Here is a 23,289-nt window from a genome sequence, read left to right on the forward strand (position 1 = left end):
TGCCGCTCGTCACGCTCCACCCATCCCATAAATCGCGGCGTGGCGCGAGAGGGAAGGGGCCGTTTCGGGAGTTCGGGGAAAAGAGCCCCGGCCGAAGAGGGGGATGGCCGGGGCTCCTTGTGGGCGCGAGAAGGGGGGTGCCCACCCGCAATATACTTAATTCACATTAATTAATTTTTGGTTAATTCCGGCGAGGAAGATTCGGGATCGCTTCAAAATGGAGGAAATACGCGCGGACTCAGGCGTTTCGCCGGCAGGTGATCGCCTTCTGCTCGGCTGAATCGGACGGCGCGGTCTTGGGTCCCTCGATCAGGACGCCTTCATTGCCCCTGGTCTGCCACATCAGGCTCTGGCCGGGCTTGCGGCCGGTTTCGGAACGGTATTTGTTGTTGCTGGTGTCCGACAGCATGTTGGTCAGCTCGAACGTCTTCGCATCGATCGTCAGCCGCATCACGTCCCAGGCCAGGTCGTGGTCGACCGTGAGGGTCAGGCCGCCCGCGCAGCTATAATGCACCATCCCCTCGACCTTGCTCGCATCGCGCTTCAGCGCAGCGGAGCCGCCATTGGCGGTGGGCGGCAGCGCGATGAGATTGTCGACCGGAATGTCGGGCGTGGCCTTGATCGATGGGGTCAGCACCGGGCCCTGCGCGTCACTCTCGTCGGGGGCGGACGGGCCGCATCCGGATAAGAGAAAGGGTGCCGCCAGAACCGTAACCAACCACGCGCGCATTGAAAGACTCTCCCGGATCGGCGCGCTCCTGATGGAGGCGCCGTTGCCGGGGTCCGCTAGCATGATCGCGCCGCGACATACTAGGGTGCGCCGGCTCGGCCGGTGAGCGGCATTATGCATCCCTCACCGTCGCCCAGGACTGGTTCCGGGGTCCATGGTTCCGCAGGCGCAACGGGGACTGCGCTCGCGGAACCATGGATGTCGGTAAGAGATACGGCCGGCCTACGCCGCCAGCTTGCGGATTTCCGCCTCGGCGCTGTCGATCGCCTGCTGGCGCTGCGGCTCGCCCATCGCGACGCCTTCGGCGCGGAAGAACCGGATATCGGTGATGCCGAAGAAGCCGAACACACCGCGCAGATAGGTTTCCTGATGGTCGAGGAAGGCCGCCTGCGTATCGGCGCCGTAGAAGCCGCCGCGCGACGAGGCGATGATCACCGTCTTGCCGCCGGCCAGGCCCTTGGGGCCGTCCGGACCGTAGCTGAAGGTGCGGCCGGCGACCGCGAGGCGATCGATCCATGCCTTGAGCTGGCTTGGGATGCCGAAATTATACATCGGCGCGCCGACCACGACTACATCGGCGGCGAGGAACTCCTCGAGCGCTGCCTGGCCCGAGGCGAGATCGCGCTGGAGCGGCTCGGCTTCGGGCACGGCGCCCTGGGCCGCGGCGAGGTGGAGGCCGGACAGATGATCGACCGGATCGGTCGCGAGGTCGCGCCGGACGATCTCGATGCCGGGGTGCAGCGCCTGCTGCTGGGCGACGATCGAGGCCGACAGATGACGGCTCACCGAGCCCGGGCCGAGAATGCTTGAATCGACATGGAGGAGCTTCATGATGGTGTCCTTCGCAAACGAAGAGTGATTGCGAAGTGCAGATATGGACTCGTTATATAGCGTAGTAGCCTATATATTCATCTGGATACCATCTGGGATTCCGATACATGCTCGACGCCGTCTCGCTCGATCAACTCCGCACCTTCCTCGCCGCGGCGGAGGAAGGCAGCTTCTCCGCGGCCGGCCGACGGCTGGGCCGGGCGCAGTCGGTGGTGAGCCAGACGCTCGGCACGCTCGAACGGCAGCTTGGCGTGCAATTGTTCGATCGCAGCGCGCGCTATCCGGCGCTGACCGAGGCGGGCGGCGCCTTGCTGCCCGAGGCGCGGGCGGTGGCGGGGCGGATGGATTCGTTCAAGGCGCGCGCCCGCGATCTGGCCGGCGGGCTCGAGGCCGAATTGTCGGTGGCGATCGACGTGATGTTCCCGATCTTCGTCTTTGCGCATGCCGTGCGGGATTTCCAGGCGACCTTCCCGCACACCCCGCTGCGGGTGAATGTCGAGGCGCTGGGCGCGGTGATCGAGCCGGTATCGGAAGGGCGCGCTGCCTTTGCCGTGGTCGGCACCTTGCCGCTCGTGCCCGAGGATTTTGTCCAGGAACGGCTGCTCTCGATTCCGCTGATCATGGTCGCGGCGCCCGAGCACCCTCTGGCGCAGCAGGCCGCACCGATCCCCCGGCTGACCCTGGCCGAGCATGTCCAGCTCGTCCTCACCGACCGGTCGGACCTGTCGCGCGGCAAGGAATTCGGCGTGCTCTCGCCCAGGACGTGGCGCATCGCCGATCTCGGCGCCAAGCATGAATTCCTGCGCGCGGGTCTCGGCTGGGGCAGCATGCCCGAGCCGCTGGCGCGGGCCGATCTCGCCGAGGGGCGGCTGGTCGAGCTGGTGCTGGAAGATGGCTGGCCGGAGGGCAATCTGCTGCCGATGCTCGCGGTGCACCGCAAGGACACACCCCCGGGCCCTGCCGGGCGCTGGCTGATCGAGCGGCTGAAGGATACGGTCGCCCAGTGTCCGGGAGGGCATGACTGAGGCGATGGTCGACCATCCCATCATCGTGTTCGACGCGCAGTGCGTGCTGTGCTCTGCCAATGCACAATTCGTGCTGAAGCATGACCGCCGCGAGCATTTTCGCCTCGCCTCGATGCAGGGCGATGTCGGCGCCAGCCTGTACCGGCGCTTCGGCGTCGATCCGGCCAATCCGGAATCGATCATCCTGGTCGACGGCGACGCGGTGAAGCGCGACAGCGACGCGGTGCTCGCCATCTATGCCGGGCTGGGCTGGCCGTGGCGCGCGGCCGCCGCGTTGCGGCTGGTGCCGCCCTTCCTGCGCGATCCGGTCTATCGGTGGATTGCGCGGAATCGCTACCGCCTGTTCGGCCGGCGCGAGACCTGCTGGCTGCCCACCCCGGAGCAGGCGCGCCGGGTGTTGTGAGCCGGATCCTGATCCTTGGCGGTTATGGCGGGTTCGGCGCGCGGCTGACGCGGCGATTGGTCGGTCGCGGGCATCATGTGCTGGTCGCCGGCCGTAGCGGGGAAAAGGCGCGGATCTTTTGCGCAGGGATAGCCGGGACCGAGCCCGTGGTCGCCGACCGTAACGGCGATGTCGCTGCGCTGCTGGCCGAGCATCGTCCCGACCTGCTGATCGACGCGGCGGGGCCGTTCCAGAACAGCGACTACCGGGTGCCGGTTGCCAGTATCCGGGCGGGCATATCCTATCTCGACCTGGCCGATGCGCGCGGGTTCGTGATCGGGATCAGCGCACTCGACGACGCGGCGCGAGAGGCGGGCGTTGCGATCGTCTCCGGCGCATCGAGCGTGCCGGCGCTATCGGGCGCGGTGGCGCGGCACCTCGCGAAGGGCATGGAGCGGGTGACTGAGGTCGAGGTGGCGATCAGCGCTTCCAACCGCGCCACCGCCGGGCCGTCGGTCGCGGCGGCGATCCTGTCCTATGTTGGCAAGCCCGTCCGCCTCTGGCGCAACCGGCACTGGACGCCCGGCTGGGGTTGGCAGGAGTTGCGGCGTGAGACCTTCGCGGTGGCGGGCGTGCCGGATGTGCGCGAGCGGTGGATCGCGCTGGCCGAGGTGCCCGATCTCGACCTGATGCCCGCTATGCTGCCCGGCCGTCCGGCGGTGACCTTCCGCGCGGGCACCGAGATTTCGGTGCAGACCATCGGGCTGTGGCTGCTGAGCTGGCCGATTCGCTGGTTCGGCCTGTCCGCCACCCCGCTCGCGCCGGTCCTGCTGCCGCTGCAACGCCTGACCAGAGTGCTGACCAGCGACCGGTCGGCCATGTCGGTGCGGCTGACCGGGGAGGTGGCGGGCGCTTTTGTCGAGCGGCGCTGGACCCTGATCGCGGAACAAGGGGACGGACCGGAGACGCCGACGCTCGCCGCAGTGCTGCTGGCGGACGCGTTGTTTGCGGGGCGGCTGGCCGCGGGTGCGCGCGACGCCGGACGGTTGCTTGAGCTGGTCCAGTTCGGGCCGCTTCTGGCCGCACTGCGCATGCGGCACGAGACGGTCGAGACGCGTCTGCCGGACCCGCTCTACCAGCGGGTGATGGGTCCGGCGTTCGATGCGCTGCCCGAAGCGGTTCGGGCCATGCACAATGTCTGCCGCGATGGGGGCGCTTCGGGCGAGGCTCGGGTGGAGGGCGGCACCAACCTGCTCGCCCGCGCGGTCGCCCGGATCATGGGTTTCCCGCCGCCGGGCACGCACCCGTTGCATGTCGCCTTCACGGAACGGGATGGTGTGGAGACATGGACACGCTCCTTCGGCCGCCACGCCTTCACCAGCCGGTTGAGCCGGAAGGTCGACAGGCTCGTCGAACGCTTCGGGCCGCTACGCTTCCATTTCGCCCTGCCCTCGGACGGACAGGGCCTGAGGATGGAGATGCGCCGCTGGACCTGCCTTGGCATTCCCCTCCCGCTGGCGCTCGCACCGCGCACCGAGGCGCGTGAATGGCAGGAAGGCGAGCGTTTCCGTTTCGACGTGCCCGTCGCGCTGCCGCTGATCGGGCTGGTGGTGCATTATGACGGCTGGCTGGTGCCGGAGGCGTGACCGATCGCTGCCGCCGCATACCGGAAAGGGCGATATGGCGCTTGATTCAAATCGATTCAAATTTTCGGGCAGGCCGTCCGACCAGCAGTGCCAAAACTATCCAACATCGTGATCGGGTTTTTGGCGGTTTCCCCTCGTGCCCGTCCAACATCGGTCGCGAAATCCGCAGAGAGTTTTGGCACATGCTCCAACATTTTCGTGCCGCAACTGATTCAATCGCCCGCGCTTCTCCGCTAGCCACACCCAATGATCGAAGGTTTCGCCCCTGTCGCGCGTTCAGTCCCGCAGCGGCCCGTCGGCAAAACCGTCCCGGGCGATCGCATAGGTCACATGCCGGATCATCGCGTCGCCCATCCGGTATTCCTGCACCCGGTCGGTCAGCACGCCGCCGATCTTCTCCACTGCGCGGCGCGAGCGGAGATTGTCCTCGCCGATACGAAGGATGACGCTGTCATACGACCCGAAGGCGTGGCCGAGCATCAGCCGCTTCATCTCGCGGTTCCAGCCGCCGCCCCAGCGGTCGCACGCCAGGAAGGTCCAGCCGATCTCGACCTCGCCCGGTTCGGCGAACTGTTCCGAATAGCGCGAGAAGCCGAACACCGAGCCATCGGCGCGGTCGCGCGCGACCAGCCCGCCGCGATCGGCCAGCGCCTCGTCGAAGAATTTCCGGAACACCGGTTCGCGATACCGCTCGCGCATCGGGTGCATTGCCCAGATCGCAGGATCGGACGCCACAGCGAACAGCGCACTCCAATCCTCAGGCACCTGCGGGGTCAAGGTGAGCAGATCGCCCGACAGGCTTGGCTGGAAATCGAACATGACATGAACCCTTCCGTGGCGACCGCTCTGGCGCCCGAAAAAGGCGATGTCGTGGCGCCGGTTTGGCATTGGTGGGCGCGCCTGTTAGCCCTGTATGGGCGGGAAGGGAGCCAATGAGGAACGACACGAGCATCTGGCGAACCCGGCTCATATCGCTGGGGATCGTCGCCGCGATCTTCCTGCTTCCGGTTCTGGGGCTGCTCTGGCTGACTGCGGTCCCGGGCATCTCCTATGCCGGTCCGCTTCCGCCACTGACTCCCGGCGAGACGCACCTTGCCGAGCGGCTGCGCGGTCATGTGACGGCGATCGCCAGCGTGCCGCACAATGTCGAGCATCCGATCGAGCTCGAGCGCGCGGCGCGGCATATCGAGGGCGCACTCGCGGGCATGGGCTATGCCGTGCGCCGCCAGAGTTTCGGCGCGGGCGGGGAACGGGTACGCAATATCGAGGTGGCGATCGAGCCAGCCAAACCCGATGCAAAGACGCTGGTGATCGGCGCGCACTATGACAGCGCGTTCGACGCGCCGGGCGCGAACGACAATGGCAGCGGCACCGCGGCGGTGATCGAGCTGGCGCGCAGCCTCGCCGATCTGCGCGGCAAGGCGGCGCTGCGCCTCCGGCTGGTGCTGTTCGTCAATGAGGAGCCGCCCTGGTTCCAGACCCCGCTGATGGGCAGCGTCGTCTATGCCGCGCAGCTGAAGCGCAGCGGCGAACCCGTGCTCGGCATGATCAGCCTCGAGACGATCGGCTATTACAGCGATGCGCCGCACAGCCAGCATTATCCCTGGCCGCTCGGCATGCTCTATCCCGAGACCGGGAATTTCGTGGCGTTCGCCGGCACGACCGATGCGCGGGGGTTCGTGCGGCGGACGATCGAGTCGTTCCGCGAGGTGGCGCATTTCCCCAGCGTGGGTGGGGCAGCGCCGGGCTTCATCCAGGGTGTCGACTGGTCGGATCACTGGGCCTTTTCGGGCGAGGGTTTCCCCGCGCTGATGGTCACCGATACCGCGCCCTTCCGTTATCCGCACTATCACAGCCTCGCGGATACGCCCGACAAGATCGATTATGACCGGCTGGCGCGGCTGGTGTCGGGGCTGGACCGGACGATCAGGGTGATGCGGTAATCCGCGGTTCGGAGATGTCGCGGCTATCTCCTTGTCCGGGCGCGCATCTCGGCTAGACTGACGCCACGGCAAGGGCGAGGGGGCCCGAGCCCCGGGAGGATGACATGACGATCGATCGTATCGCGAGGCGCTGCGGGGTGCTGTTGCCGGCCGTGCTGCTCGCGGCATTGCCGGGTATTGCGCCCGCCCAGTCGCGCATCCAGCCGCCGCGACCCGAGGCGCGCGTCGCGCCGGTGCTGCGGGACGGGTCGCATGACTTCGATTTCGAATTCGGCCGGTGGAAGGCGCATATCGCGCGCCGGCTTAGGCCGCTGACCGGGTCCACGACATGGGTCGATTATGACGGCCTGTCGGTGGTGCGGCCGGTCTGGAGCGGCAAGGCAAATCTCGGCGAGCTCGACGTCTCGGGGTCGGCCGGGCGGATTCAGGGCATGAGCCTGCGCCTCTACGACGCGACATCGCGCCAGTGGAAGATCCGCTGGGCCAACAGCGCCGACGGCGCGCTGGGCGAACCGATGGTTGGCGGCTTCGCGAACGGGCGCGGGCTGTTCTACAATCAGGAAGAGCTGAACGGCCGGGCGATCCTGGTGCGGTTCATCTTCTCCAACATGACCGCCACCAGCTTCCGGATCGAGCAGGCCTTTTCGGACGATGGCGGGCGGAGCTGGGAGACCAACTGGATCTCCGAGTTCACCAAACTGCCGAAGCAATAGGGAGGAAATGATGCGATTCCCGATCCTGGCGCTGCTGCTCGCCGCGGCCCCGCTTTCGGCCGCCACGCCGCCGGTGGAAGACAGCGCCGCCCTGGTCGCGTTCGCCGACGCGTTCGACCGCGCGCAGCTCGCCAAGGACGGTCCGGCGCTCGAGCGTATGGTCGCTGACGATCTCGTGTTCATCGACGGATCGGGCAAGCGCCAGGGCAAGAAGGAATTCATCCAGGGCTGGACGACACCCGGCGACCGGTTCGATCCGATCGTCCTGCACGATCGCATCGTGGTGATGCTCGGCCCGGATGCCGGCGTGGTCGGCGCCGAGACCACCTTGCGCGGCGTCTCGGGCGGCGATGCCTTTGCCAGCCATTTTCGCTTCGCCGACACGTTCCGCCGGAACGGAGGGCAGTGGCAGGCGGCGCATATCCAGGTCACCCGGATATCATGATAGCGCTACCAGTTGCAGTTTTTGTATGCTGCAATGCAATATTTGCACTTGCGATGAAACCTGCTGCAGTGCACAACGACTGTGCCTTTCAGGCATCCTCTCCTAAAACTTTCACGGCCGGTCTCGTACCGGCCTTTTTTTTGTCCGCGGTTCGGCTATGAAGGCGCCGCCATCGTATCGCCTGACATAAAAAAGAAACGCAACAGGAGCGGAAAAGCCGCCGGAAAGACCGGCACTGGCGAAACGATAGCGCGGGGGATCGAGCTGCCACAGGCGCTCTCCCCCGCATTTTCACTCCATCACGACATTCGCTGGTAGAGCGACTCGCCAGAATCGAGTCGGCACGCCGTCCACCCCGAAATCACTGTCGTTGACCAGCAACAAGGTGCGCTGGGACAGCAGGGTCACGCCTTCCAGGTCGGCATCGATCTCCGGATGATCGTCGGTCGAGAATATCAGGGCCTTGGCGAGATGGGGAAGCGACTCGTCCGCCGCGCTCTGCTCCTCGATCGTCGGCCGGGTAGCGGTATCGAGGTGGCGCCCGTCGAGTGCCCGGCTGTCATCGAGCGTGACGGTGTATAGTTTCGTCGTGGCTGATCCGCGTTCCAGCACCAGTAACGATTGCGGGCCGGTCATGGCGATATCGCACAGCTTGAGGTCGCCGCGCTTTACCCGGCCGATCGCCGCGTCGCGACGAAAGCTGCCGGGCTTGTCGAGCCGATAGAGGAATTGCCGGGTCACCGCGCCGCTCGCCACGTCGAGTTCCCACAGGCGGACATGACGGGCGCGGCGGTGCGCCTGCTCGTCGGGATGGGCGAGCGGGCTCTGGAAGGCGAGGTACAGACGGTGCCCGCCAGCCGAAAGCGCCAGCGCCTCGAACCCCCGGTTGAGCTCACGGCGCGCGGCAATGGCTGGCAGCGCCTCGACCACGGGATAGTCGGCGGTGCGAAACGCGTCGCCGCACCCTTGCGGGACCCAGCGGACCAGCACCGTTCCGTCGGGCGCGACATGGAAGATCGACGGGCCATATTCGTCGGCGATCCAGAAACTGCCATCGGCCGCGGCGGCGATGCCCTCGGTATCGGCGCCCGACGAATCGGGGGCGATCGGCCCGCCATGGATATCGAAGGCCGGCTCGTTGAAGCGGCCCGGCACCGGCAGGCCGGACAGGGGCTGCCCGCTGCGATCGCGCAGGGCGATGGTGCGGAGGCAGGTCACCTGGTCGCCCTTGACGCGCAGTTCCGAGATCGCCGGGCCGATGGTAGGGAAGGGCATGATCTTGGCCCCGGCCAGATCGGCAAGGCGGCCGAGATCGTCCAGCCCGTAGCGATCGATCGCAAAGGGGATCTTCAGATTGGGCCCGCGGTCCCCGATCGCCCAGACGATGCCGGGCGCATCGCCCGCGCGCCGCGACAGCCCCGACCCCAGCCCGCGCGTGACACGGAGCGTGCCGCCCGGCAGGTCGAGCGTGCCGAGCAGCTCGTCATCATAATCGAGCCGTGTGGCGTGGAGGGAATCGCGCGGATCGGCCATTGCGCCGCCATAACCGGTTTGTCCGGTTGAGGCGCGCTCAGTGTTCCCGCGGCCGATCGACGAGGCCGAAGAGCGAAGGCCCCTCGACCAGCATGCCGATGCCGGGCAGGCCGGCCAGCACGATGAAGGCCGCGAGCAGCAATTCGGCCATGGTCGCCGGATGATTGCGAGGGGGCATCGTCACCAGCCATCGCAGCGCGACTATCGCCGCCACGCTCGCCATCACCATCGCTGCTCCCGCGCACCGGGTTCGCATTGTCGTCGTCCCTGCGCCCGGATTGGCGCGTGGCGGAGATGGGCGCGACAGGCATTAAGTTTCGAGAGCGAACCGGCGCTCCCGCATTAAGTCGGCGTTGGTGGTCAGTCCCGTTCGGCGGCGGGCACGAGGATGCAGCATGACCGGAAATTGTCGGCCGCCAGATGATAACGATGGTCCTCGCTCGCCTCGCACACCCATTCGACGATCAAGTCCGCGCCGCCGCATGCGGCTGCCCGGCGCAGCACCGAGGCGATCAGCCGCGGATTGGTGTTCAGCAGAAGGACCGCGCGGCCATCGGCCTCGGGGGTAAAGAGCAGATAGCGTCCGCCTGCAATCGCCTCCCGGGTCGGGTCGCGATGGTGCTCCGCCACCTCGGCCTGGAAAGAGACGGTCTCTGCCGGACGCTTCTTTCCGAAAATGCGACGTAACAAAGGAGCGTTCCTCAACGGCGACCTGGGCAAACGTCCGATACGGGCCAAAGGCTGGGGCGTGATTGATCGAGAGCAACTCGCGGCGTTTTTGGTGTTGATTTTGGTGTCGATTCACTGCGGGTCCGGATCGCGCGATACAGGCCGTTCACTCGGGAACTGAGCATGGCCGACGCAGATCCAATTGCCCGCGCACTTCACCCGGCGACCGCGCGCCAGGCCGGCTATGCCGCCTGGACGGGTGATCCCGCGATCGCGGCGCTGTTCGCGATCCTGCGCGATCTCGATGCGGCCGGTGCGCGGCTGGAGGCGCTCCATCACGACCGGCCGGATCTCGGCGCGGGCGCGGCGCACGGCGATATCGGGGAAGTGACAAGCCTGTTCGAGCGCTGCCCCGAGCGCTTTTTCGGCCTTGGCTGGCGCACCCGCGCCAATGGCGGCGCCTGTGCCGGCCTGTGGCAGTTGCTGGCCGCGCGTCGCGACGCCTGGATCGACGCGCGGCTGGAGGCGGAAGGCTTCCCGCCCTATGCGACGAGCGCGGCGAAGACGGCCCGGACCGTTGCGCTCGGAGTGGAAGCAATCCCGGTCGAGCTGGCATGGGAGCGGTTCAACTCGGCGTGAACGGAAACCGCATTCCGGGCGTTTTCGTCTTCACGCCAGGCGCCGATTCCTGCGACAAGGACGGCGCCACGAAGGAGTCCCTGCGATGAAGATCCTGATGCCAGCCTGTCTCGCCCTGGCACTCGCCGGGTGCAGCCAGCCCGCCGCGCAACAGAATGCCACCGCGCCGGCCAAGCCGGAGGTCGATTATCTGGGGCGGATCAACGCGCTGGCGCCGAAGCAGCGCGATGTCGTCTTCTACCGCGCGCTCGACGATGCCGGCAGCGATTGCCAGTCGGTCTCCAGCTCCGCACCCCGCGCGCCGGTGCAGGGCCGCCCGGCCTGGACCGCGCATTGCGAGGACGGGCGCGACTGGGTCGTCATCCTGCAGGAAAGCGGCATGTTGCAGATCGCGACCACCGATGTGGACGGCAAGGCGCCGGGCAACACCGCGCCCTGAACCAAATCGCAATCGAGGATCATCGCCATGGAGCCTCCCCGAGAACCAGATCCGATGTCGCGCAGGACAGCGATCGCCTACGCGATCGGCCTGCCGCTCTCGTTGCTCCTCCTCCTCTTCCTGCCGGCCGGCTCGATCGGTTGGCGCCCCGGCTGGGTGTTCGTCGCGGTGACGATCCTTGGCTTCGGCGCGTCGGCGCTGGTGCTCGCCCGGGTCAATCCGGTGATCTACCGCGCGCGCAGCCGATTCCAGCCCGGGACCATGGGCTGGGACAAGGCGTTGCTCGCGGTGATCCTGCCGGCGATGGTGGCGATCCTCCCGGTCGCGGCACTCGATGCGGGGCGGCTGCACTGGTCGGCGGTGCCGCTCTGGCTGGTCGTGGCGGGTTATGGCGCCGTGCTGGCGGGCATCGCCGTCACTGCCTGGGCGCAGGCGGTGAACCCCTTTTTCGAACCGGGCGTCAGGATCCAGTCGGAGCGGCACCAGCGGGTGATCGACACCGGGCCTTACCGGTTCGTGCGCCATCCCGGCTATGTCTCGGCGCTGCTGCTGTTCCCGGGCATGGCCCTGGCGCTGGGCTCCTGGTGGGCGCTTGTCCCCGCGGGCCTGGCCTCGGCGGTGCTGGTGCTGCGCACGGCATGGGAAGACCGGCTGCTGCACGCCGGACTGCCTGGCTATGCGGACTATGCCGGCCGAGTCCGCTGGAGGTTGATCCCGGGCCTGTGGTGAGGGCTCGCGCGCCGGTGCCCTCACCGATCCGCCCGTTCCGGCTCAGACGTTCCACACACCCGAGGCCGCCATGTCCCGCGCATAGTCGGCGAAGTCGCGGGCCGGCCGGCCCAGCGCCTCGTCGACGCCGTACATCACCTGCTCGTTGCGGCCGTCGAGCACCACGATGAACAGCTCGTTGAGCAGGTCGACGATCTCCTCCTCGACGAAAGGCCGCAGCCCGGCGACGAAGTCCTCGGGCGAGATCTGCGTGTAGCTGATCGGCCTGCCCGTCGCTGCGGCGATCTCGCCGATCGCCTCGGCAAAGGTCAGCGCGCGGGGGCCGGTCACCTCGTACAGGCGGTTGGCGTGACGCGTGTCGGTCAGCGCGGCGACGACCACATCGGCGATATCGTCGGTGTCGATGAACGGCTCGCGCACCGCGCCGGCCGGCAGCGCGACTTCGCCCGCCAGCACGCCGTCGATCAGATAGCCCTCGCTGAAATTCTGGTTGAACCAGCTCGCCCGCACGATCGTCCAGGGCACGCCCGATGCCTGCAGCGCTGCCTCGGCGCGCTCGGCGCCGGGTTCGCCGCGTCCGGACAGCAGCACGACGCGCTCGAGCCCCTTGTCGCGGGCGAGGCGGCTCAGTTCGGCGATCGCCTCGCTCGCGCCCTCGACCGAGAGATCGGGCTGGAAGGTCACATACGCCATGGAGACGCCGTCGAGCGCCGCGGCCCAGTCCTCGGGCTTGAGCCAGTCGAACGGGATCGCGGTGGAGCGCGAGACCGGGCGCGTGGCGATACCACGCGCCGTCAGCAGGGCATCGACGCGCCGGCCGGTTTTGCCGCCGCCGCCGATGATCAGGATGGGAGCCTTGTTCGTCATGATCAACTTTCCTTTGCCAGTGAAAATACGAGAAATTCTCGTATTTGCAAAACCCGATAAACTCTCGTATTTGATTCGTCAAGCGGCGAAAAAGGACGATCGGTGGCGGCGAAGACAGGACGGACGGCGGTGGACGGTGAGAGCGGGAGCAAGCCGCGGCTCGTCCCCACGCAGCGGCGCAGCCGGGAACGGTTCGAGCGCATCCTCGAATCAGCCGCGGCGCTGATGGCCGAGAAGGGCAGCGAGGCCTTTCGCATGAGCGATGTGGTCGAACGGAGCGGGGTGCCGTTCGGCTCGCTCTACCAATATTTCCCCGACAAGACGGCGATCATCGGCACTTTGGCGGAACGCTACAATGCGATCGGGCGCGCCTGCGTGGTGGCCGAGCTGGGGCCGGTACAGACCGTCCGGGATCTGCATCCGGCCTTGTGCCGCGTGGTCGACGGCTATTACCGCATGTTCATCGACGAACCGGTGATGCGTGACATCTGGCAGGCGACCCAGGCCGACCGGGCGCTGCAGCGGCTTGACGAAGAGGATGGCGCCTTCCTCTCCGGCCTCCTGCTCGACGCGATGCGGCGCATCGCGCCGGATCGGGACGCGGCCGCGTTAGACGCGCTGGCGCAGCTGACCATGACCCTGATCGCCGCCGCGGTGCGTCATGCGATCACCTTGTCCCCGGCCGAGGGCGCGCAGGTCATCGATCTCTTCAAGCGCATGATGCCGGACGATCTGCCCGACCTCGCCTGAAGGGGTCATCCCGGAGTGGTGGCGAACAGCTCGATCGTGAACAGCAAGGTCGCGCCGCCCGGGATAGGGCCGGTGGCCTCGGTGCCGTAGGCGAGGTTCTGCGGGATCGCGAATTCGAAGGTGTCGCCGACCGCCATCAACGGCACGCCTTCCTGCCAGCCGCGGATCAGCCGGGGCAGGGGAAAGGTCGCGGGCGCGCCGCGACCGACCGAGCTGTCGAACTCGGTGCCGTCGATCAGCCGGCCGGTATAATGGATCGTCACCCTGTCGCTCGGCGCGGGATGCGGCGCGCCGGCGGGACCCGCCTTGATCCGGCGATAACGCAGGCCGCTTGCGGTATAGTGCCACCCGTCGGCGGCCTTGAGGGTCAGCAGATAGAGCATCTGGCGGTTGTGCCAGCGCGCATCCTGGCTGTTGACCGCATCGGGTGCGTCCTGGGCCAGTGCCATTGGCGCCCCGGCCAGCGTGATCGCGGTCGCCATCGCCATTACCCAAAACTTGCCCATCGTCATCCTTTCGCGCGCGTGTCGAAGGCCGCTCTATAGCGGCCTGCACGGGCAGGGGAATTGGGTCATGCCGGGTCGGGAAGGGCCGATCGAATGTCGGTCCTGGCGAAGTCGTCGCCAATATAGAGCAGGCCGCATTGATGCTCCTTCGCCACTTCATAGGCGAAGCAATCGCCGAAATTCAGCCCGGCCGGATGGAGCCCCTTGCCCCACCGGGCATAGGCCCCCGCGACGCGCCGCGCCGATGCGGGCGTTACCGGCACGATTTCGAAGCCGAGGCCGTCGATCAATGCGGTCAGTTCGTCGCCGACATTGCGGCGCTCCGCCACGATCAGCGCTTCCGCCACGGTGCCCGCCGAAATGACCAGATCGTCCTCGCTTTCAAGCACCGCGATACAGGCATTGGCCTGGGGCTCGTCGAGCAGGATCGCGATCAGCGCCGACGTGTCGACGGCGATCATCCCGGCAGGCCGTCATCTTCATAAAGGAAGTCCTGGCTGCGAGCGGCGGGAGGGCCCGCCGTCTTTTTGGCTGCACCGGACGCGCGCATGGCCTCGAGCAGGACCCGGCGCGCCTTGCGGTCCGGCACCGGGTTGACGGGCACCAGACGGACGGCCGGGTGGCCGTGCCGGGTCAACACGACCTCGTCACCCGCTTCGGCACGGCGCACCAGTTCGGTGAGCTGCCCCTTCGCCTCGGTTACCGATACGCGCATCGCCATGTCCTCCATAGACCGCTGAATGGACCAGCGGAGAGAAATGTAGACCATCATATGGTCCGTATCAAGCGAGCGTGTGCGGTTTTCCTGGCCGGTCACCTCGTCTCGAGCGCCTTGGCCATGTCGAGATGGGTCTTCACCACCGGCGCGATCTCGGCGGCCGCAGCCTTTAACGGCACGACGTCGCCGTCCTTCGCGAAATTCTCCATCAGTTCGAGCGCGTCGTCATGCGCGTCGATCTGGCCGTCGATATAGGCCTTGTCGAAATCCGTGCCCTTGAGCTTGCCCAGATCGGTCAGGTCGTCATTTTGCTCGCCGGTCAGCGTCGCATCCGGGGTGATCGCCGGACGTGCCTGAGCCGCCGCCGCCTCGATCCTGGCGGTGGAGGCGGTGTGCGCCTTGATCATGTCGTTGGCGAACGCCTTGACCCTGGCCGAGGAGGCGTTGGTCAGGGCAAGCTTGGCCGCCGCGATCTCGAACGCGTCGCTCTTCGCCGCGGTATCGGCGAAGGTCTGGCCGCTCGGCGTCGGGTTGAGCGCGTCATCCACCGCATCGGCCGCGTTCGAGGCGGTGTTGCCCAGATCGTCGATCGCTTCTCCGGCGGTGTTCACGGCATTGTCGGCGGCCGCCTCGGTCTTCGGCCCGCAAGCGCAAAGGCTCAGGGCGAGGGCGGCTGTTGCGACGGAAGTGAAGTATTTCATGAAGGATTCTCCCTGTGGGCACAGGCGCGTCGAACGCGCGGGCGGACGCGTACGTTCCGCCCGCGGCCCGCGTCAGCCCCGGTAGAATCCGTCGCGCCAGCGCGGGAAAATCTCGTCGGCGGTGGCGGGGTGGCCGAACAGGAAACCCTGGCCGACCGCACAGCCCCGGTCGCGCAGATGGTTCGCCTGGGCCCTGGTCTCGACGCCCTCGGCGACGATCATGATGCCCAGATTGCGACCTAGATCGATCACCGCGTCGGCGATCGCCGCATCGTCCGGGCTGTTTTCCAGGTTGCTGATGAAGCTGCGGTCGATCTTCAGCACATCGACCGGATATTGCTTCAAATGGCTGAGCGAGGCGTAGCCCGTGCCGAAATCGTCGAGCGCGATGCGGATACCCGCGGCGCTCAGCAGGCGTAGCGCCCGGTCGACGAACTGGGCGCCGCGGCCGAGGAACACCGTCTCGGTCACCTCGATCTCGAGCATGGGCGCGGGCAGGCCGCATTGCTCCAGGCTTGCCAGCACACGCTCGGCGAAATTGTCGTAGCGGAAGTCGTTGGCAGACGTGTTCACCGCGATCGACACCGGATCATGCCCCTGGTCGAGCCAGCGCCTGAGGTCGCCCGTCACCTTGCCCAGCATCCGGTCGGTGATCTCGATCGACAGGTCCGGATCGTCGAAGGCGGCGCGGATATCGGCCGGCATATGGGTGCCGCCCTGCGGATCCTGCCAGCGAAGCAACGCCTCGAACCCGACCAGCCGGTGCGTGTTGAGATCGATCTTGGGCTGGTAGAAGGCCTCGATCCGCGCATTGGCCAGCGCGTCCTTGGCCAGGTTGATCATCGAGAATTGCCGCTGCAGATCGGACCGCATTTCCGGGCTGAACAGGCGGGTGCGCCCGCGTCCGGACGACTTCGCCGCATAGAGTGCCAGGTCGGCCGATTTGAGCAGCTCGGTCGGGTTGTTGCCATGTTCCGGGAAGATCGAGGCGCCGATGCTCGCCGCGCAGTCGAGCGTGCGCCCGTTGAACGCGAAAGGCACGCGCAGGCTTTCGAGCAGCGCGGTGGCGCAGCGATCGATATCCTCGCCGCTGCTGATCGCCGGCATGACGATGGCGAATTCGTCCCCGCCCAGCCGGCCGATCGTCGCGCCCGCCGGCGCGACCGCGGCCAGGCGCCGCGCAAAGACGCGCAGCAGGGCGTCGCCCGCATCGTGCCCGAGCGTGTCGTTGATGCGCTTGAGATTGTCGACGTCGAACAACATCAGGCCGATCTGCTCGTCGCTGCCCTTGGCGATCGCGATCGCGCTTTCCAGCTCTTCCTGTAGCGCCAGCCGGTTGGGCAGGTTGGTCAGCGGGTCATGCGTCGCGGCCCAGCGGATCCGCTCCTCGGCGTCGCGCTCCTCGGTCACGTCCTGGAAGGTGACGATCAACCGGCTGAGATGGCCCGATCCGCTCACCGTCTTCCAACCGGTGGATTTGAGCCAGCGCTGGGCGCCGTCATGCGCGCGCCGGACGCGCAGCGCGACCTCGAACCCGGCGGGCAGCAGGCCGCCGGTCGCCGCCGAGACGACCGACTGGAATTTCTGCCGGTCGTCGGGATGAACGAGCGCCATCACCGCGGCCATGCTCGGCTCGGCGTCGGACGGCAGGCCGAGCATCTCGAGCAGCTCCTCCGACCAGCGCCGCTCCCCGGTGATCGTATCGTAATCCCAGACCCCGAGCCGCGCGGCCTGCACCGCCAGGCGCAGCCGCTCCTCGCTTTCAGTCAGCGCCTGCTGGGCCAGTTTGCGATCGTGGATGTCCTCGAGCGAGCCATACCAGCGGATGATCTCGCCCTGCTCGTCGCAGCGCGGCGCGGCGCGCGCGCGCATCCAGCGATAGGTGTCGCCGCAGTGCAGCCGATATTCGACATCGACCGGCTGGCGAAGCCGGATCGCCTCCTGCCAGGACCGGACCGTGGGCACGATATCCTCGGCGTGGAGCGCCTGGATCCAGCCGTCGCCGCGGGCCTGTTCGGTGGTGCTGCCGGTCAGCGAGGTCCAGAGCGGGCCGACTTCCTCGATCGACCCGTCGGGCCGCGCGGTCCACTGGATCTGCGGGTTGAGTTCGACCGAATGGCGATGATGCTCGCGGCTTTCGCGCAGCGCCTGCTCGGCGTGGCGGCGGCGGGTGATGTCCTGCGCGACGGTGACGACCGAGCGGATTTCGCCGGTCTCGTCGCGGACGAAGGAGAGGTTGACCTCGCACCAGATGATCGACGTGTCGGGCCGGACATAGCGCAGCTCGATGCGGAAGGGCGTGCCCTTTTCGAGATGCCGGCGATACTTGCCCTCGTTGCGGGCGATATCGTCGGGGTGCACGTGGATCTGGGCGGACAGCGTCTCCAGCTCCGCCAGGGTGCGGCCGACCAATGTGCAATAATGCTCGTTCGCCATCAGCAGCCGGCCGTTCAGCTCGCGGTGGACGATGCCGACCATCGCCTCGCGGAACACGGTGTCGAGCTGCGCGGTGCGGAGCGCGGGGCGGGTGACGGGCACCGGGTTCGGCGCGGGCCAGCGTTCGGCCCCGGCGAGCGCGGCGAAGCCCGCGAGCATGCGCATCGCACGGGCGTCGGGCTCGGCGCGGGGCACGGTATCGAACACGCAGAGCGTCCCGGTATCCGCTTCCCCCGGCGCGCCGATCGGCATGATGACCGCGAACCGCGCGCCGATCAGCTCGGCGGCGGGGATCAGGCCCTGCCAGTCCGCCGCCTGGGTGTCGGTGACGATGATCGGGTCGGGCTGGCCGATCAGGTCGGCCGAGAGCAGCGCGTCCGCCGGCCGCAGCGGGCCGGACATGCCGATCTGGACCCGCACCAGCTGACGGTCGGCGGCGGCGAAGCTGATGAAGCCGATCGGTGCGTCCAGCGCATCGATCGCGAGCGCGACGATGCGTCGCAGGATCGAATCCTCGATCGCGCCGGCGCCCTGCGGCATCGGCGTTACGGACGGTCCTTCCGGCAAGCCCCCGGCGCTATTCCGGTCATCTGTGAATGGGCGTGCGCCCCACCGCTTCACGCGTTCCTCCCGCGCCGCTCGCCCCTCGCGATGGCTGGAGTCCTAACTATGTTGGAAAGGCTAATAAACCATTGGGTCTCCACCCAAGATTTTCAGCCCCACTTGATCCGAAATGGAGATTTTTCGCGCTCAGGTTTTGGGCGCCTCCGCCTGGTCGAGATGCAGGTACAAGGCACTGAAATCAGCCGCGGCTTTCAGGCGGTCGAGATCGTCGAAGCGGACATGGCGCTTGTCGCGGCGGATCAGCCCGAGCTCGCTCAGGGCCTTGAGGGTGCGGTTCACATGCACGCTGGTCAGGCCGACCGCGTCGCCCAATTGTTCCTGGGTAAGGGGAAGGTGATATCCCTGCCCATCGTTCAACCCGGCCGCCTCCATGCGCACCGATACTTCGCAGAGCAGATGGGCGACCCGCGCCTTGGCGTCGCGGCGGCCGACATTCAGCACCCATTCGCGGAAGATCGACGCGTCGATCAGCGCATCGATCCACATCGCCCGGCCGATTGCCGGGTGCTGCAGCACCAGATCCTGCAGTGCGGTGCGGTCGATCTCGGCGGTCCCCAGCCGGCTCAACGCCTGGACGCTGTGGTCGGCGCGGTTGAGGAACAGATGTTGCAGATCGAGAATGTCACCCGCCATGTGAATCGAGACGATCTGCCGCGCGCCGGTCGCCGCCAGCTTCTGGCGGAAGGCCAGACCCGAGATAACGAAGCTGCAATGTTTCTTCGCCGGCTCGCCCTCGCGCAGCACATAGGCCGGCGCCTCGTACGTCCGCTCGACAAAGGGCAACTCCAGGATCGCCGCGCGATCCCTCTGGTCAAGCGGTGTCCGGCTTTCGAGTTTTCGCGCCAGTTTCAGCAGGGGATGGTCGTCCCGCGACATGCATGCTCTCCGTTGGGCGGGAGCTCACGCATCTCTCAGTCGCCGGACCCGAACTTAACCCAACGGCGATGGAGCCGCTTTAACACATGCAGCGCAATAACGAGGACAAATGTTCGTAAAACAGGCCAACTTATGTTATCAAGATCGTATCGGGAGCGAAACCGCTTTTGCCGCGTTCGACCCGTATGCCCCGATATTATTTCCACCTTCATAGTCGCGATGGCATCACGCCGGACGAAGAGGGCCAGGAACTCGACGGGTTGGGCGACGCGCACAGCGCTGCGCTGGCCGGCATCCGCTCGCTCCTTGCCGGCGAGGTGGAGGAAGGGGCGATGGACCTCGACGGCCGGCTGGAGATCACCGAAGGCAGCGGGGAACCAGTGCTGATCGTGTCGTTCCGGGAAGCGGTCTCGGTCCGTGCGCCGGGCGCGGGAAACCGGTGATATCCGCGCGCTGGAGCCGCTGGCCGAAGCACGGGCCCCTTTTGGAAACCTCGTAACAGCCGCATGTTCTCCCCATCTCACGAACGAAGGAGGCTGCCGATGCTCGAACATGTGCCGCGCTGGCTGGGGAGCCTCTTGAAGGGCGTGCGCGCCGGCCATGCCCGGCTGGTGGTTGCCGATCCAGAGCTTGGCCTCACGGGCAAGTCGATCGACCTGTCGAGCCCGGCCTTTGCCGACGGTGCGCGCCTGCCCGAGCGCTTCACCGCCGACGGAGCCGGCGTGTCGCCGCCCCTGATATGGGGGCCGGTGCCGGAGGGCACGCTGAGCCTGGCGTTGATCGTCGAGGATCCCGACGCGCCGTCGCTCAGCCCGCTGGTCCATGCGGTGGTGTGGGGCTTGCCCGCCGACGCGCATAGGCTGGCCGAGGGCGCGATCGCCGGGGACGGCGCTGGCGATGCCGATGGCCGCGATGTCGGGCGCAACAGTTTTTTCGCGCAAGGCTGGCTGCCGCCCGATCCGCCGACCGGGCATGGATCGCATGATTATGTGTTCCAGCTCTTCGCGCTGTCAGAGGTGCCGGCGCTCGAGGCCAATCCGGGCCGGGCGGCGATCGTCGAGGCGATCCGCGGCCGCGTGCTGGCGGCGGGCGTGACGACCGGCACCTATTCGCGTGGCGAGCAGGCGCCTACCGGTCCCGCGCGGCTGGGCGGGGCGGCGCGGGCCTGATGGCAACCCAGGGAGGCTGTCGGAGAAGGGAAGATCGCCGGTCAGCGGAAAACCAGGCCGGGGCACTCGCCTAAAGTCCCGGCCTGGTTCCGCCGCCGTACAGCTACTCGATAGCGGCTGGCCCGCTCAGCTAGTCTGGTGAAGGCCGCCTCAACCATTCCGTAGTCCTCCGCATAGGTAGTTTCCCGGATGCGCCGCGTACCGTGCGAGCACCCCGAACAATCGCATTGCAAGGAGGGGATGGCGTTATAGGACGGGAACCGCGCGAATCCCCGGATGCCGGTCATCATCGGTTAAACCGGAATGAGCGAGGGCGGATTCGTGACGTTGTGTTTGGGAGCAGGGAATGACGTATTTTGCAGGCCTGACGGCGATCGCTATGCTGGCCGGCTCCTCCGCGGCGTCCGCCGCGCCGCCCGCCGATGCGGCTGCGGGGGCCGTGGTGTTCAAGAAATGCGCCGCGTGTCACAGCGTCGATCCGTCGGGCAAGAACGGCCTCGGCCCCAATCTGCGCGGCGTGGTCAACCGCAGGGCAGGCACGGTCGCCGGCTTCGCCTATTCGCCGGCGATGAAGGCATCGGGCCAGGTATGGAACGACAAGAACCTCGCCCGCTTCCTCGCCGCGCCCCGTCCGGCGCTGCCGGGCACGAAGATGATCTTCATCGGTCTGCCCAACCCACAGGATCAGGCGAACGTGATCGCCTTCCTCAAGCAGAATGGCGCGGGCAAGAAATAGCCCCGCCTCGCTCGCCCCGCCTCTCGCGATGAGTCAATCGCTCGATTGCTCCTGTAGCGCCTTCTTGTGCTGCTGGAGCAGCTGCTCGGCCTTGGCCGACAGCTGCTTCGTCTCCTCGATGCTCTCGCGGAGCGCTTCCTGCGTCGCTTCGATCCGGGCTATTTCGTCCTCGAGTTTCTTGTTCATGCGTCCCACCATCGGGGTTTAATGCAGATCAAGCCGCGATCGTTCCGTCGATATCTGACACCGCCGGACAAAATGCGATGAAGCGAGCTGCTCGGATCGATATGGCGCTGATCTTCCGACTTTTTTGGACTGGATCGGTGGTACCCCGGCCGGCTTAACGGGGCTTCAACCGTGACCGTGATACCGCGGGCGCCATGCGCATCAGTACCATCACCAACTGGGCCTATGGCGTCACCTTGTTGCTCACCGGGCTTTCCGGCGCGGCGTTCATCACCTCGGTGCGGGCGGCCGATCAGGAGCGCCTTGCGGTCCAGGAACATCTGACCCTCGACGATTTCGGCGAGGAACTGGCGATCGCCGCCGAGAAGCGATCGGACGAGGCGCGGCTTTACGCCATGCGTGGTGCCGCGCGGCACCTCGCCGCCTTCCGTGCCGAGGAGCGTGACGTGCGGGCGCGGGAAAAGATCATCGATCGGCTCCATGCGCTCGAGCTGGCGCCAGCGGAACGCGCTGCGCTGAAGGAAGTCGAGCGCAACCTGGACGAGCTCGACACGCTCGAACGCACCGCCATCGCCAAGGCGCAGTCCGGCGACGCGGCGGCAGCCCAGGCCTTGCTGTTCGGCCCGGATCACGAGCGCGCCCAGACCGGCGTGCTGGAACCGGTCAACCGCTTCCGCGCGCTCGCCGCATCCCGCACCGACGCGGCCCTGCGCGAGGCGCGCGAGCGGAGCGACTGGTACGGCCGCATCGCCCGCGGCATGCTGGCGATCACCGCGCTGCTGTTCCTGGCCGTGCTCTATTTCGTGCTGCGCCGCCGGGTCGCGATGCCGCTGATGCGCATGACCGGCATCCTCGCCCGGCTGGCGCGGCAGGATTACAGTGTCGAGGTGCCGCAGGATCGCCGCCGTGACGAGATCGGCGACATGACCAATGCGATCCATGTCTTCCGCGACAACGGCCTGGAGCGCGACCGGCTCGAGGCCGAGCGCGCGGCCGACCAGCGTGCCAAGGACACCATCCTGCAGATGATGCACCGCCTGCAGGCGACCGAGACTCAGGACGAGCTGGCCGAGGTGGTCGCCTGCTTCGCGCCGCAGACCTTCCCCAATCTCGCCGGGCATCTCTATGTCCAGAACCATACCCGCACCGCGCTGACCCTGGCGAGCAGCTGGCTCGATCCGGCGGCGTCGGCCGAAACTTTTCCGCCGACCGCCTGCTGGGGCCTCAGGCGCGGGCGGCCGCATGTCAGCAATCACGACCATGTCGATATCGCCTGCCCGCATATCGGCGAGAGTTCGGTCGCGGCGCTGTGCGTGCCATTGACGGCGCAGGGCGACACGATCGGCCTGCTCTATTTCGAGGAGCGTCAGGGTGTCGGCGCGATCGGCGGCGCCTCGCGCCTCTATCTCGAGCTGATGGCCGAGAATATCGGCCTCGCGCTCGCCAATCTCCGCCTGCGCGAGCAGCTGACCAACCTCGCGATCCGCGACGCGCTGACCGGATTGCTCAACCGGCGCAGCCTGGACGGCACGCTCAACCGGAGGCGGCAGGAAGGCGATGTCACACCGATCGCCGGGCTGATGATCGACATCGACCATTTCAAGCGCTTCAACGACGAGTTCGGCCATGAGGCGGGCGATGTGGTGATGCAGCAGGTCGCGGCGATCATGCTCGATGCGGTCGGGGATGCGGGCCATGTCCATCGCTTCGGCGGCGAGGAGTTCACCGTCTTGATGCCCGGGGCCGACGAAGCCACGGCGCGCGAGATGGGCGAGCGCATCCGCAGCCGCACCGCGGCGGCACCGCTCGCCTATCGCGGGCGCGTGCTCGGGCATATCTCGGTGTCGATCGGCGTTGCCGCTTCACCGCAGGACGGGCCGGTCGCCAATCTGGTGGCACGTGCCGACGCGGCGTTGCTCGAAGCGAAGACGCGCGGGCGCAACCTGGTGATCGCTGCGTCCGGCGTCGACTCTCCCAAGAGCGCGGCCGCCTGATT

28 protein-coding genes are annotated in these 23,289 nt (G+C 67.2%); 14 read left to right on the top strand and 14 right to left on the bottom strand.

Translation table 11 applies throughout. The features are described 5' to 3' along the window. Positions 1 to 238: 238 nt before the first annotated feature. Together AC1RT8_RS06805 and AC1RT8_RS06810 are read right to left on the bottom strand one after the other, a co-directional pair. Positions 239 to 730: a hypothetical protein gene (locus AC1RT8_RS06805; protein WP_493074842.1), complete on the bottom strand. Its 492-nt coding sequence runs from the start codon at positions 728 to 730 to the stop codon at positions 239 to 241. A gap of 222 nt (positions 731 to 952) precedes the next feature. After that, positions 953 to 1,561 (bottom strand): FMN-dependent NADH-azoreductase, encoded by a 609-nt coding sequence (locus tag AC1RT8_RS06810; RefSeq protein ID WP_493074843.1) that lies wholly within the window; start codon positions 1,559 to 1,561, stop codon positions 953 to 955. A 107-nt stretch (positions 1,562 to 1,668) separates the two neighbouring features. Here AC1RT8_RS06810 and AC1RT8_RS06815 point away from each other — a divergent pair, with 107 nt between their 5' ends. The 3 genes from AC1RT8_RS06815 to AC1RT8_RS06825 are packed head-to-tail and all read left to right on the top strand — an operon-like array spanning position 1,669 to position 4,614. After that, positions 1,669 to 2,586: a LysR family transcriptional regulator gene (locus tag AC1RT8_RS06815; RefSeq protein WP_493074844.1), complete on the top strand. Its 918-nt coding sequence runs from the start codon at positions 1,669 to 1,671 to the stop codon at positions 2,584 to 2,586. Next, positions 2,579 to 2,989, top strand: coding sequence for a thiol-disulfide oxidoreductase DCC family protein (locus AC1RT8_RS06820; RefSeq protein WP_493074845.1), 411 nt, complete (start codon positions 2,579 to 2,581; stop codon positions 2,987 to 2,989). The genes AC1RT8_RS06815 and AC1RT8_RS06820 overlap by 8 nt, the downstream gene beginning before the upstream one ends. Further along, positions 2,986 to 4,614 carry a saccharopine dehydrogenase family protein gene (locus tag AC1RT8_RS06825; protein ID WP_493074846.1) on the top strand — a complete coding sequence of 543 codons (1,629 nt, stop codon included), beginning with the start codon at positions 2,986 to 2,988 and terminating at the stop codon, positions 4,612 to 4,614. The genes AC1RT8_RS06820 and AC1RT8_RS06825 overlap by 4 nt, the downstream gene beginning before the upstream one ends. A 276-nt stretch (positions 4,615 to 4,890) precedes the next feature. Here AC1RT8_RS06825 and AC1RT8_RS06830 read toward each other — a convergent pair whose 3' ends face one another. Beyond that, positions 4,891 to 5,433, bottom strand: coding sequence for a GNAT family N-acetyltransferase (locus AC1RT8_RS06830; RefSeq protein ID WP_493074847.1), 543 nt, complete (start codon positions 5,431 to 5,433; stop codon positions 4,891 to 4,893). A 113-nt stretch (positions 5,434 to 5,546) separates the two neighbouring features. On the opposite strand from AC1RT8_RS06830, the gene AC1RT8_RS06835 reads away from it, so the two are divergent. The 3 genes from AC1RT8_RS06835 (at position 5,547) to AC1RT8_RS06845 (ending at position 7,715) form a co-directional block, all read left to right on the top strand. Next, complete coding sequence (locus AC1RT8_RS06835) at positions 5,547 to 6,557, top strand: M28 family peptidase (RefSeq protein ID WP_493074848.1); 1,011 nt, start codon at positions 5,547 to 5,549, stop codon at positions 6,555 to 6,557. Positions 6,558 to 6,661: 104 nt separating this feature from the next. Next, a complete protein-coding gene (locus AC1RT8_RS06840) occupies positions 6,662 to 7,270 on the top strand; it encodes a hypothetical protein (RefSeq protein ID WP_493074849.1) in 609 nt (202 codons plus the stop codon). 10 nt (positions 7,271 to 7,280) lie between these two features. After that, positions 7,281 to 7,715, top strand: a complete 435-nt coding sequence (locus tag AC1RT8_RS06845) for a nuclear transport factor 2 family protein (protein WP_493074850.1) — start codon at positions 7,281 to 7,283, stop codon at positions 7,713 to 7,715. A 291-nt stretch (positions 7,716 to 8,006) separates the two neighbouring features. On the opposite strand, the gene AC1RT8_RS06850 is transcribed toward AC1RT8_RS06845, so the two are convergent. From AC1RT8_RS06850 to AC1RT8_RS06860, 3 genes are all read right to left on the bottom strand, one after another. Beyond that, a complete protein-coding gene (locus AC1RT8_RS06850) occupies positions 8,007 to 9,248 on the bottom strand; it encodes an esterase-like activity of phytase family protein (protein ID WP_493074851.1) in 1,242 nt (413 codons plus the stop codon). A 37-nt stretch (positions 9,249 to 9,285) separates the two neighbouring features. Next, positions 9,286 to 9,477 (bottom strand): hypothetical protein, encoded by a 192-nt coding sequence (locus tag AC1RT8_RS06855; RefSeq protein WP_493074852.1) that lies wholly within the window; start codon positions 9,475 to 9,477, stop codon positions 9,286 to 9,288. A 131-nt stretch (positions 9,478 to 9,608) separates the two neighbouring features. Then, on the bottom strand, positions 9,609 to 9,938 hold the full coding sequence (locus AC1RT8_RS06860) for a hypothetical protein (protein ID WP_493074853.1): 330 nt from the start codon (positions 9,936 to 9,938) through the stop codon (positions 9,609 to 9,611). Between the two features lie 162 nt (positions 9,939 to 10,100). On the opposite strand from AC1RT8_RS06860, the gene AC1RT8_RS06865 reads away from it, so the two are divergent. From AC1RT8_RS06865 to AC1RT8_RS06875, 3 genes are all read left to right on the top strand, one after another. Next, positions 10,101 to 10,556, top strand: a complete 456-nt coding sequence (locus AC1RT8_RS06865) for a hypothetical protein (protein WP_493074854.1) — start codon at positions 10,101 to 10,103, stop codon at positions 10,554 to 10,556. An 85-nt stretch (positions 10,557 to 10,641) separates the two neighbouring features. After that, positions 10,642 to 10,995 (top strand): hypothetical protein, encoded by a 354-nt coding sequence (locus tag AC1RT8_RS06870; protein WP_493074855.1) that lies wholly within the window; start codon positions 10,642 to 10,644, stop codon positions 10,993 to 10,995. Positions 10,996 to 11,049: 54 nt separating this feature from the next. Beyond that, positions 11,050 to 11,724 (top strand): methyltransferase family protein, encoded by a 675-nt coding sequence (locus AC1RT8_RS06875; protein WP_493074856.1) that lies wholly within the window; start codon positions 11,050 to 11,052, stop codon positions 11,722 to 11,724. Between the two features lie 42 nt (positions 11,725 to 11,766). On the opposite strand, the gene AC1RT8_RS06880 is transcribed toward AC1RT8_RS06875, so the two are convergent. Next, positions 11,767 to 12,591 (bottom strand): SDR family oxidoreductase, encoded by an 825-nt coding sequence (locus AC1RT8_RS06880; protein ID WP_493074857.1) that lies wholly within the window; start codon positions 12,589 to 12,591, stop codon positions 11,767 to 11,769. A 102-nt stretch (positions 12,592 to 12,693) separates the two neighbouring features. Here AC1RT8_RS06880 and AC1RT8_RS06885 point away from each other — a divergent pair, with 102 nt between their 5' ends. Next, positions 12,694 to 13,341: a TetR/AcrR family transcriptional regulator gene (locus AC1RT8_RS06885; protein WP_493074858.1), complete on the top strand. Its 648-nt coding sequence runs from the start codon at positions 12,694 to 12,696 to the stop codon at positions 13,339 to 13,341. Between the two features lie 5 nt (positions 13,342 to 13,346). On the opposite strand, the gene AC1RT8_RS06890 is transcribed toward AC1RT8_RS06885, so the two are convergent. From AC1RT8_RS06890 to AC1RT8_RS06915, 6 genes are all read right to left on the bottom strand, one after another. Next, positions 13,347 to 13,847, bottom strand: a complete 501-nt coding sequence (locus AC1RT8_RS06890) for an FKBP-type peptidyl-prolyl cis-trans isomerase (RefSeq protein ID WP_493074859.1) — start codon at positions 13,845 to 13,847, stop codon at positions 13,347 to 13,349. 65 nt (positions 13,848 to 13,912) lie between these two features. Further along, a complete protein-coding gene (locus tag AC1RT8_RS06895) occupies positions 13,913 to 14,308 on the bottom strand; it encodes a type II toxin-antitoxin system VapC family toxin (RefSeq protein ID WP_493074860.1) in 396 nt (131 codons plus the stop codon). Further along, positions 14,305 to 14,664, bottom strand: coding sequence for a type II toxin-antitoxin system Phd/YefM family antitoxin (locus tag AC1RT8_RS06900; protein ID WP_493074861.1), 360 nt, complete (start codon positions 14,662 to 14,664; stop codon positions 14,305 to 14,307). Before AC1RT8_RS06900 ends, AC1RT8_RS06895 begins: the two co-directional genes overlap by 4 nt. Next, positions 14,661 to 15,266: a DUF4142 domain-containing protein gene (locus AC1RT8_RS06905; RefSeq protein WP_493074862.1), complete on the bottom strand. Its 606-nt coding sequence runs from the start codon at positions 15,264 to 15,266 to the stop codon at positions 14,661 to 14,663. Before AC1RT8_RS06905 ends, AC1RT8_RS06900 begins: the two co-directional genes overlap by 4 nt. 72 nt (positions 15,267 to 15,338) lie before the next feature. Next, positions 15,339 to 18,242, bottom strand: coding sequence for a sensor domain-containing protein (locus AC1RT8_RS06910; RefSeq protein ID WP_493074863.1), 2,904 nt, complete (start codon positions 18,240 to 18,242; stop codon positions 15,339 to 15,341). A gap of 210 nt (positions 18,243 to 18,452) precedes the next feature. After that, complete coding sequence (locus AC1RT8_RS06915; RefSeq protein WP_493074864.1) at positions 18,453 to 19,202, bottom strand: Crp/Fnr family transcriptional regulator; 750 nt, start codon at positions 19,200 to 19,202, stop codon at positions 18,453 to 18,455. Between the two features lie 185 nt (positions 19,203 to 19,387). Here AC1RT8_RS06915 and AC1RT8_RS06920 point away from each other — a divergent pair, with 185 nt between their 5' ends. The 3 genes from AC1RT8_RS06920 to AC1RT8_RS06930 all read left to right on the top strand — a co-directional run bounded on the left by AC1RT8_RS06920 (position 19,388) and on the right by AC1RT8_RS06930 (position 21,107). Beyond that, positions 19,388 to 19,645, top strand: a complete 258-nt coding sequence (locus AC1RT8_RS06920) for a DUF6894 family protein (protein ID WP_493074865.1) — start codon at positions 19,388 to 19,390, stop codon at positions 19,643 to 19,645. Positions 19,646 to 19,744: 99 nt separating this feature from the next. After that, the gene (locus AC1RT8_RS06925; RefSeq protein WP_493074866.1) at positions 19,745 to 20,371 is read left to right on the top strand and encodes a YbhB/YbcL family Raf kinase inhibitor-like protein; all 627 of its coding nucleotides are present in this window, start codon (positions 19,745 to 19,747) and stop codon (positions 20,369 to 20,371) included. 346 nt (positions 20,372 to 20,717) lie between these two features. Then, positions 20,718 to 21,107, top strand: coding sequence for a c-type cytochrome (locus tag AC1RT8_RS06930; RefSeq protein ID WP_493074867.1), 390 nt, complete (start codon positions 20,718 to 20,720; stop codon positions 21,105 to 21,107). A 33-nt stretch (positions 21,108 to 21,140) separates the two neighbouring features. Here the strand turns inward: AC1RT8_RS06930 and AC1RT8_RS06935 are convergent, their stop codons facing one another. Continuing rightward, entirely contained in the window at positions 21,141 to 21,293 is a 153-nt protein-coding gene (locus AC1RT8_RS06935; protein WP_493074868.1) for a hypothetical protein, read from the bottom strand. Positions 21,294 to 21,487: 194 nt separating this feature from the next. On the opposite strand from AC1RT8_RS06935, the gene AC1RT8_RS06940 reads away from it, so the two are divergent. Continuing rightward, positions 21,488 to 23,287: a diguanylate cyclase gene (locus tag AC1RT8_RS06940; protein WP_493074869.1), complete on the top strand. Its 1,800-nt coding sequence runs from the start codon at positions 21,488 to 21,490 to the stop codon at positions 23,285 to 23,287. Positions 23,288 to 23,289 lie beyond the last annotated feature (2 nt).

The sequence above is a fragment of the Sphingomonas sp. GW821-FHT10F11 genome (assembly GCF_058809095.1).

Bases quoted from the DNA above. Each gene is read 5' to 3' on its own strand.
- AC1RT8_RS06845 (WP_493074850.1), top strand. From the start codon at position 7,281: ATGCGATTCCCGATCCTGGCGCTGCTGCTCGCCGCGGCCCCGCTTTCG.
- AC1RT8_RS06930 (WP_493074867.1), top strand. From the start codon at position 20,718: ATGACGTATTTTGCAGGCCTGACGGCGATCGCTATGCTGGCCGGCTCC.
- AC1RT8_RS06870 (WP_493074855.1), top strand. From the start codon at position 10,642: ATGAAGATCCTGATGCCAGCCTGTCTCGCCCTGGCACTCGCCGGGTGC.
- AC1RT8_RS06920 (WP_493074865.1), top strand. From the start codon at position 19,388: ATGCCCCGATATTATTTCCACCTTCATAGTCGCGATGGCATCACGCCG.
- AC1RT8_RS06880 (WP_493074857.1), bottom strand. From the start codon at position 12,591: ATGACGAACAAGGCTCCCATCCTGATCATCGGCGGCGGCGGCAAAACC.
- AC1RT8_RS06840 (WP_493074849.1), top strand. From the start codon at position 6,662: ATGACGATCGATCGTATCGCGAGGCGCTGCGGGGTGCTGTTGCCGGCC.
- AC1RT8_RS06835 (WP_493074848.1), top strand. From the start codon at position 5,547: ATGAGGAACGACACGAGCATCTGGCGAACCCGGCTCATATCGCTGGGG.
- AC1RT8_RS06820 (WP_493074845.1), top strand. From the start codon at position 2,579: ATGACTGAGGCGATGGTCGACCATCCCATCATCGTGTTCGACGCGCAG.
- AC1RT8_RS06935 (WP_493074868.1), bottom strand. From the start codon at position 21,293: ATGAACAAGAAACTCGAGGACGAAATAGCCCGGATCGAAGCGACGCAG.
- AC1RT8_RS06855 (WP_493074852.1), bottom strand. From the start codon at position 9,477: ATGGTGATGGCGAGCGTGGCGGCGATAGTCGCGCTGCGATGGCTGGTG.
- AC1RT8_RS06865 (WP_493074854.1), top strand. From the start codon at position 10,101: ATGGCCGACGCAGATCCAATTGCCCGCGCACTTCACCCGGCGACCGCG.
- AC1RT8_RS06810 (WP_493074843.1), bottom strand. From the start codon at position 1,561: ATGAAGCTCCTCCATGTCGATTCAAGCATTCTCGGCCCGGGCTCGGTG.
- AC1RT8_RS06925 (WP_493074866.1), top strand. From the start codon at position 19,745: ATGCTCGAACATGTGCCGCGCTGGCTGGGGAGCCTCTTGAAGGGCGTG.
- AC1RT8_RS06940 (WP_493074869.1), top strand. From the start codon at position 21,488: ATGCGCATCAGTACCATCACCAACTGGGCCTATGGCGTCACCTTGTTG.
- AC1RT8_RS06875 (WP_493074856.1), top strand. From the start codon at position 11,050: ATGTCGCGCAGGACAGCGATCGCCTACGCGATCGGCCTGCCGCTCTCG.
- AC1RT8_RS06915 (WP_493074864.1), bottom strand. From the start codon at position 19,202: ATGTCGCGGGACGACCATCCCCTGCTGAAACTGGCGCGAAAACTCGAA.
- AC1RT8_RS06905 (WP_493074862.1), bottom strand. From the start codon at position 15,266: ATGAAATACTTCACTTCCGTCGCAACAGCCGCCCTCGCCCTGAGCCTT.
- AC1RT8_RS06910 (WP_493074863.1), bottom strand. From the start codon at position 18,242: ATGCCGCAGGGCGCCGGCGCGATCGAGGATTCGATCCTGCGACGCATC.
- AC1RT8_RS06890 (WP_493074859.1), bottom strand. From the start codon at position 13,847: ATGGGCAAGTTTTGGGTAATGGCGATGGCGACCGCGATCACGCTGGCC.
- AC1RT8_RS06850 (WP_493074851.1), bottom strand. From the start codon at position 9,248: ATGGCCGATCCGCGCGATTCCCTCCACGCCACACGGCTCGATTATGAT.
- AC1RT8_RS06815 (WP_493074844.1), top strand. From the start codon at position 1,669: ATGCTCGACGCCGTCTCGCTCGATCAACTCCGCACCTTCCTCGCCGCG.
- AC1RT8_RS06805 (WP_493074842.1), bottom strand. From the start codon at position 730: ATGCGCGCGTGGTTGGTTACGGTTCTGGCGGCACCCTTTCTCTTATCC.
- AC1RT8_RS06895 (WP_493074860.1), bottom strand. From the start codon at position 14,308: ATGATCGCCGTCGACACGTCGGCGCTGATCGCGATCCTGCTCGACGAG.
- AC1RT8_RS06830 (WP_493074847.1), bottom strand. From the start codon at position 5,433: ATGTTCGATTTCCAGCCAAGCCTGTCGGGCGATCTGCTCACCTTGACC.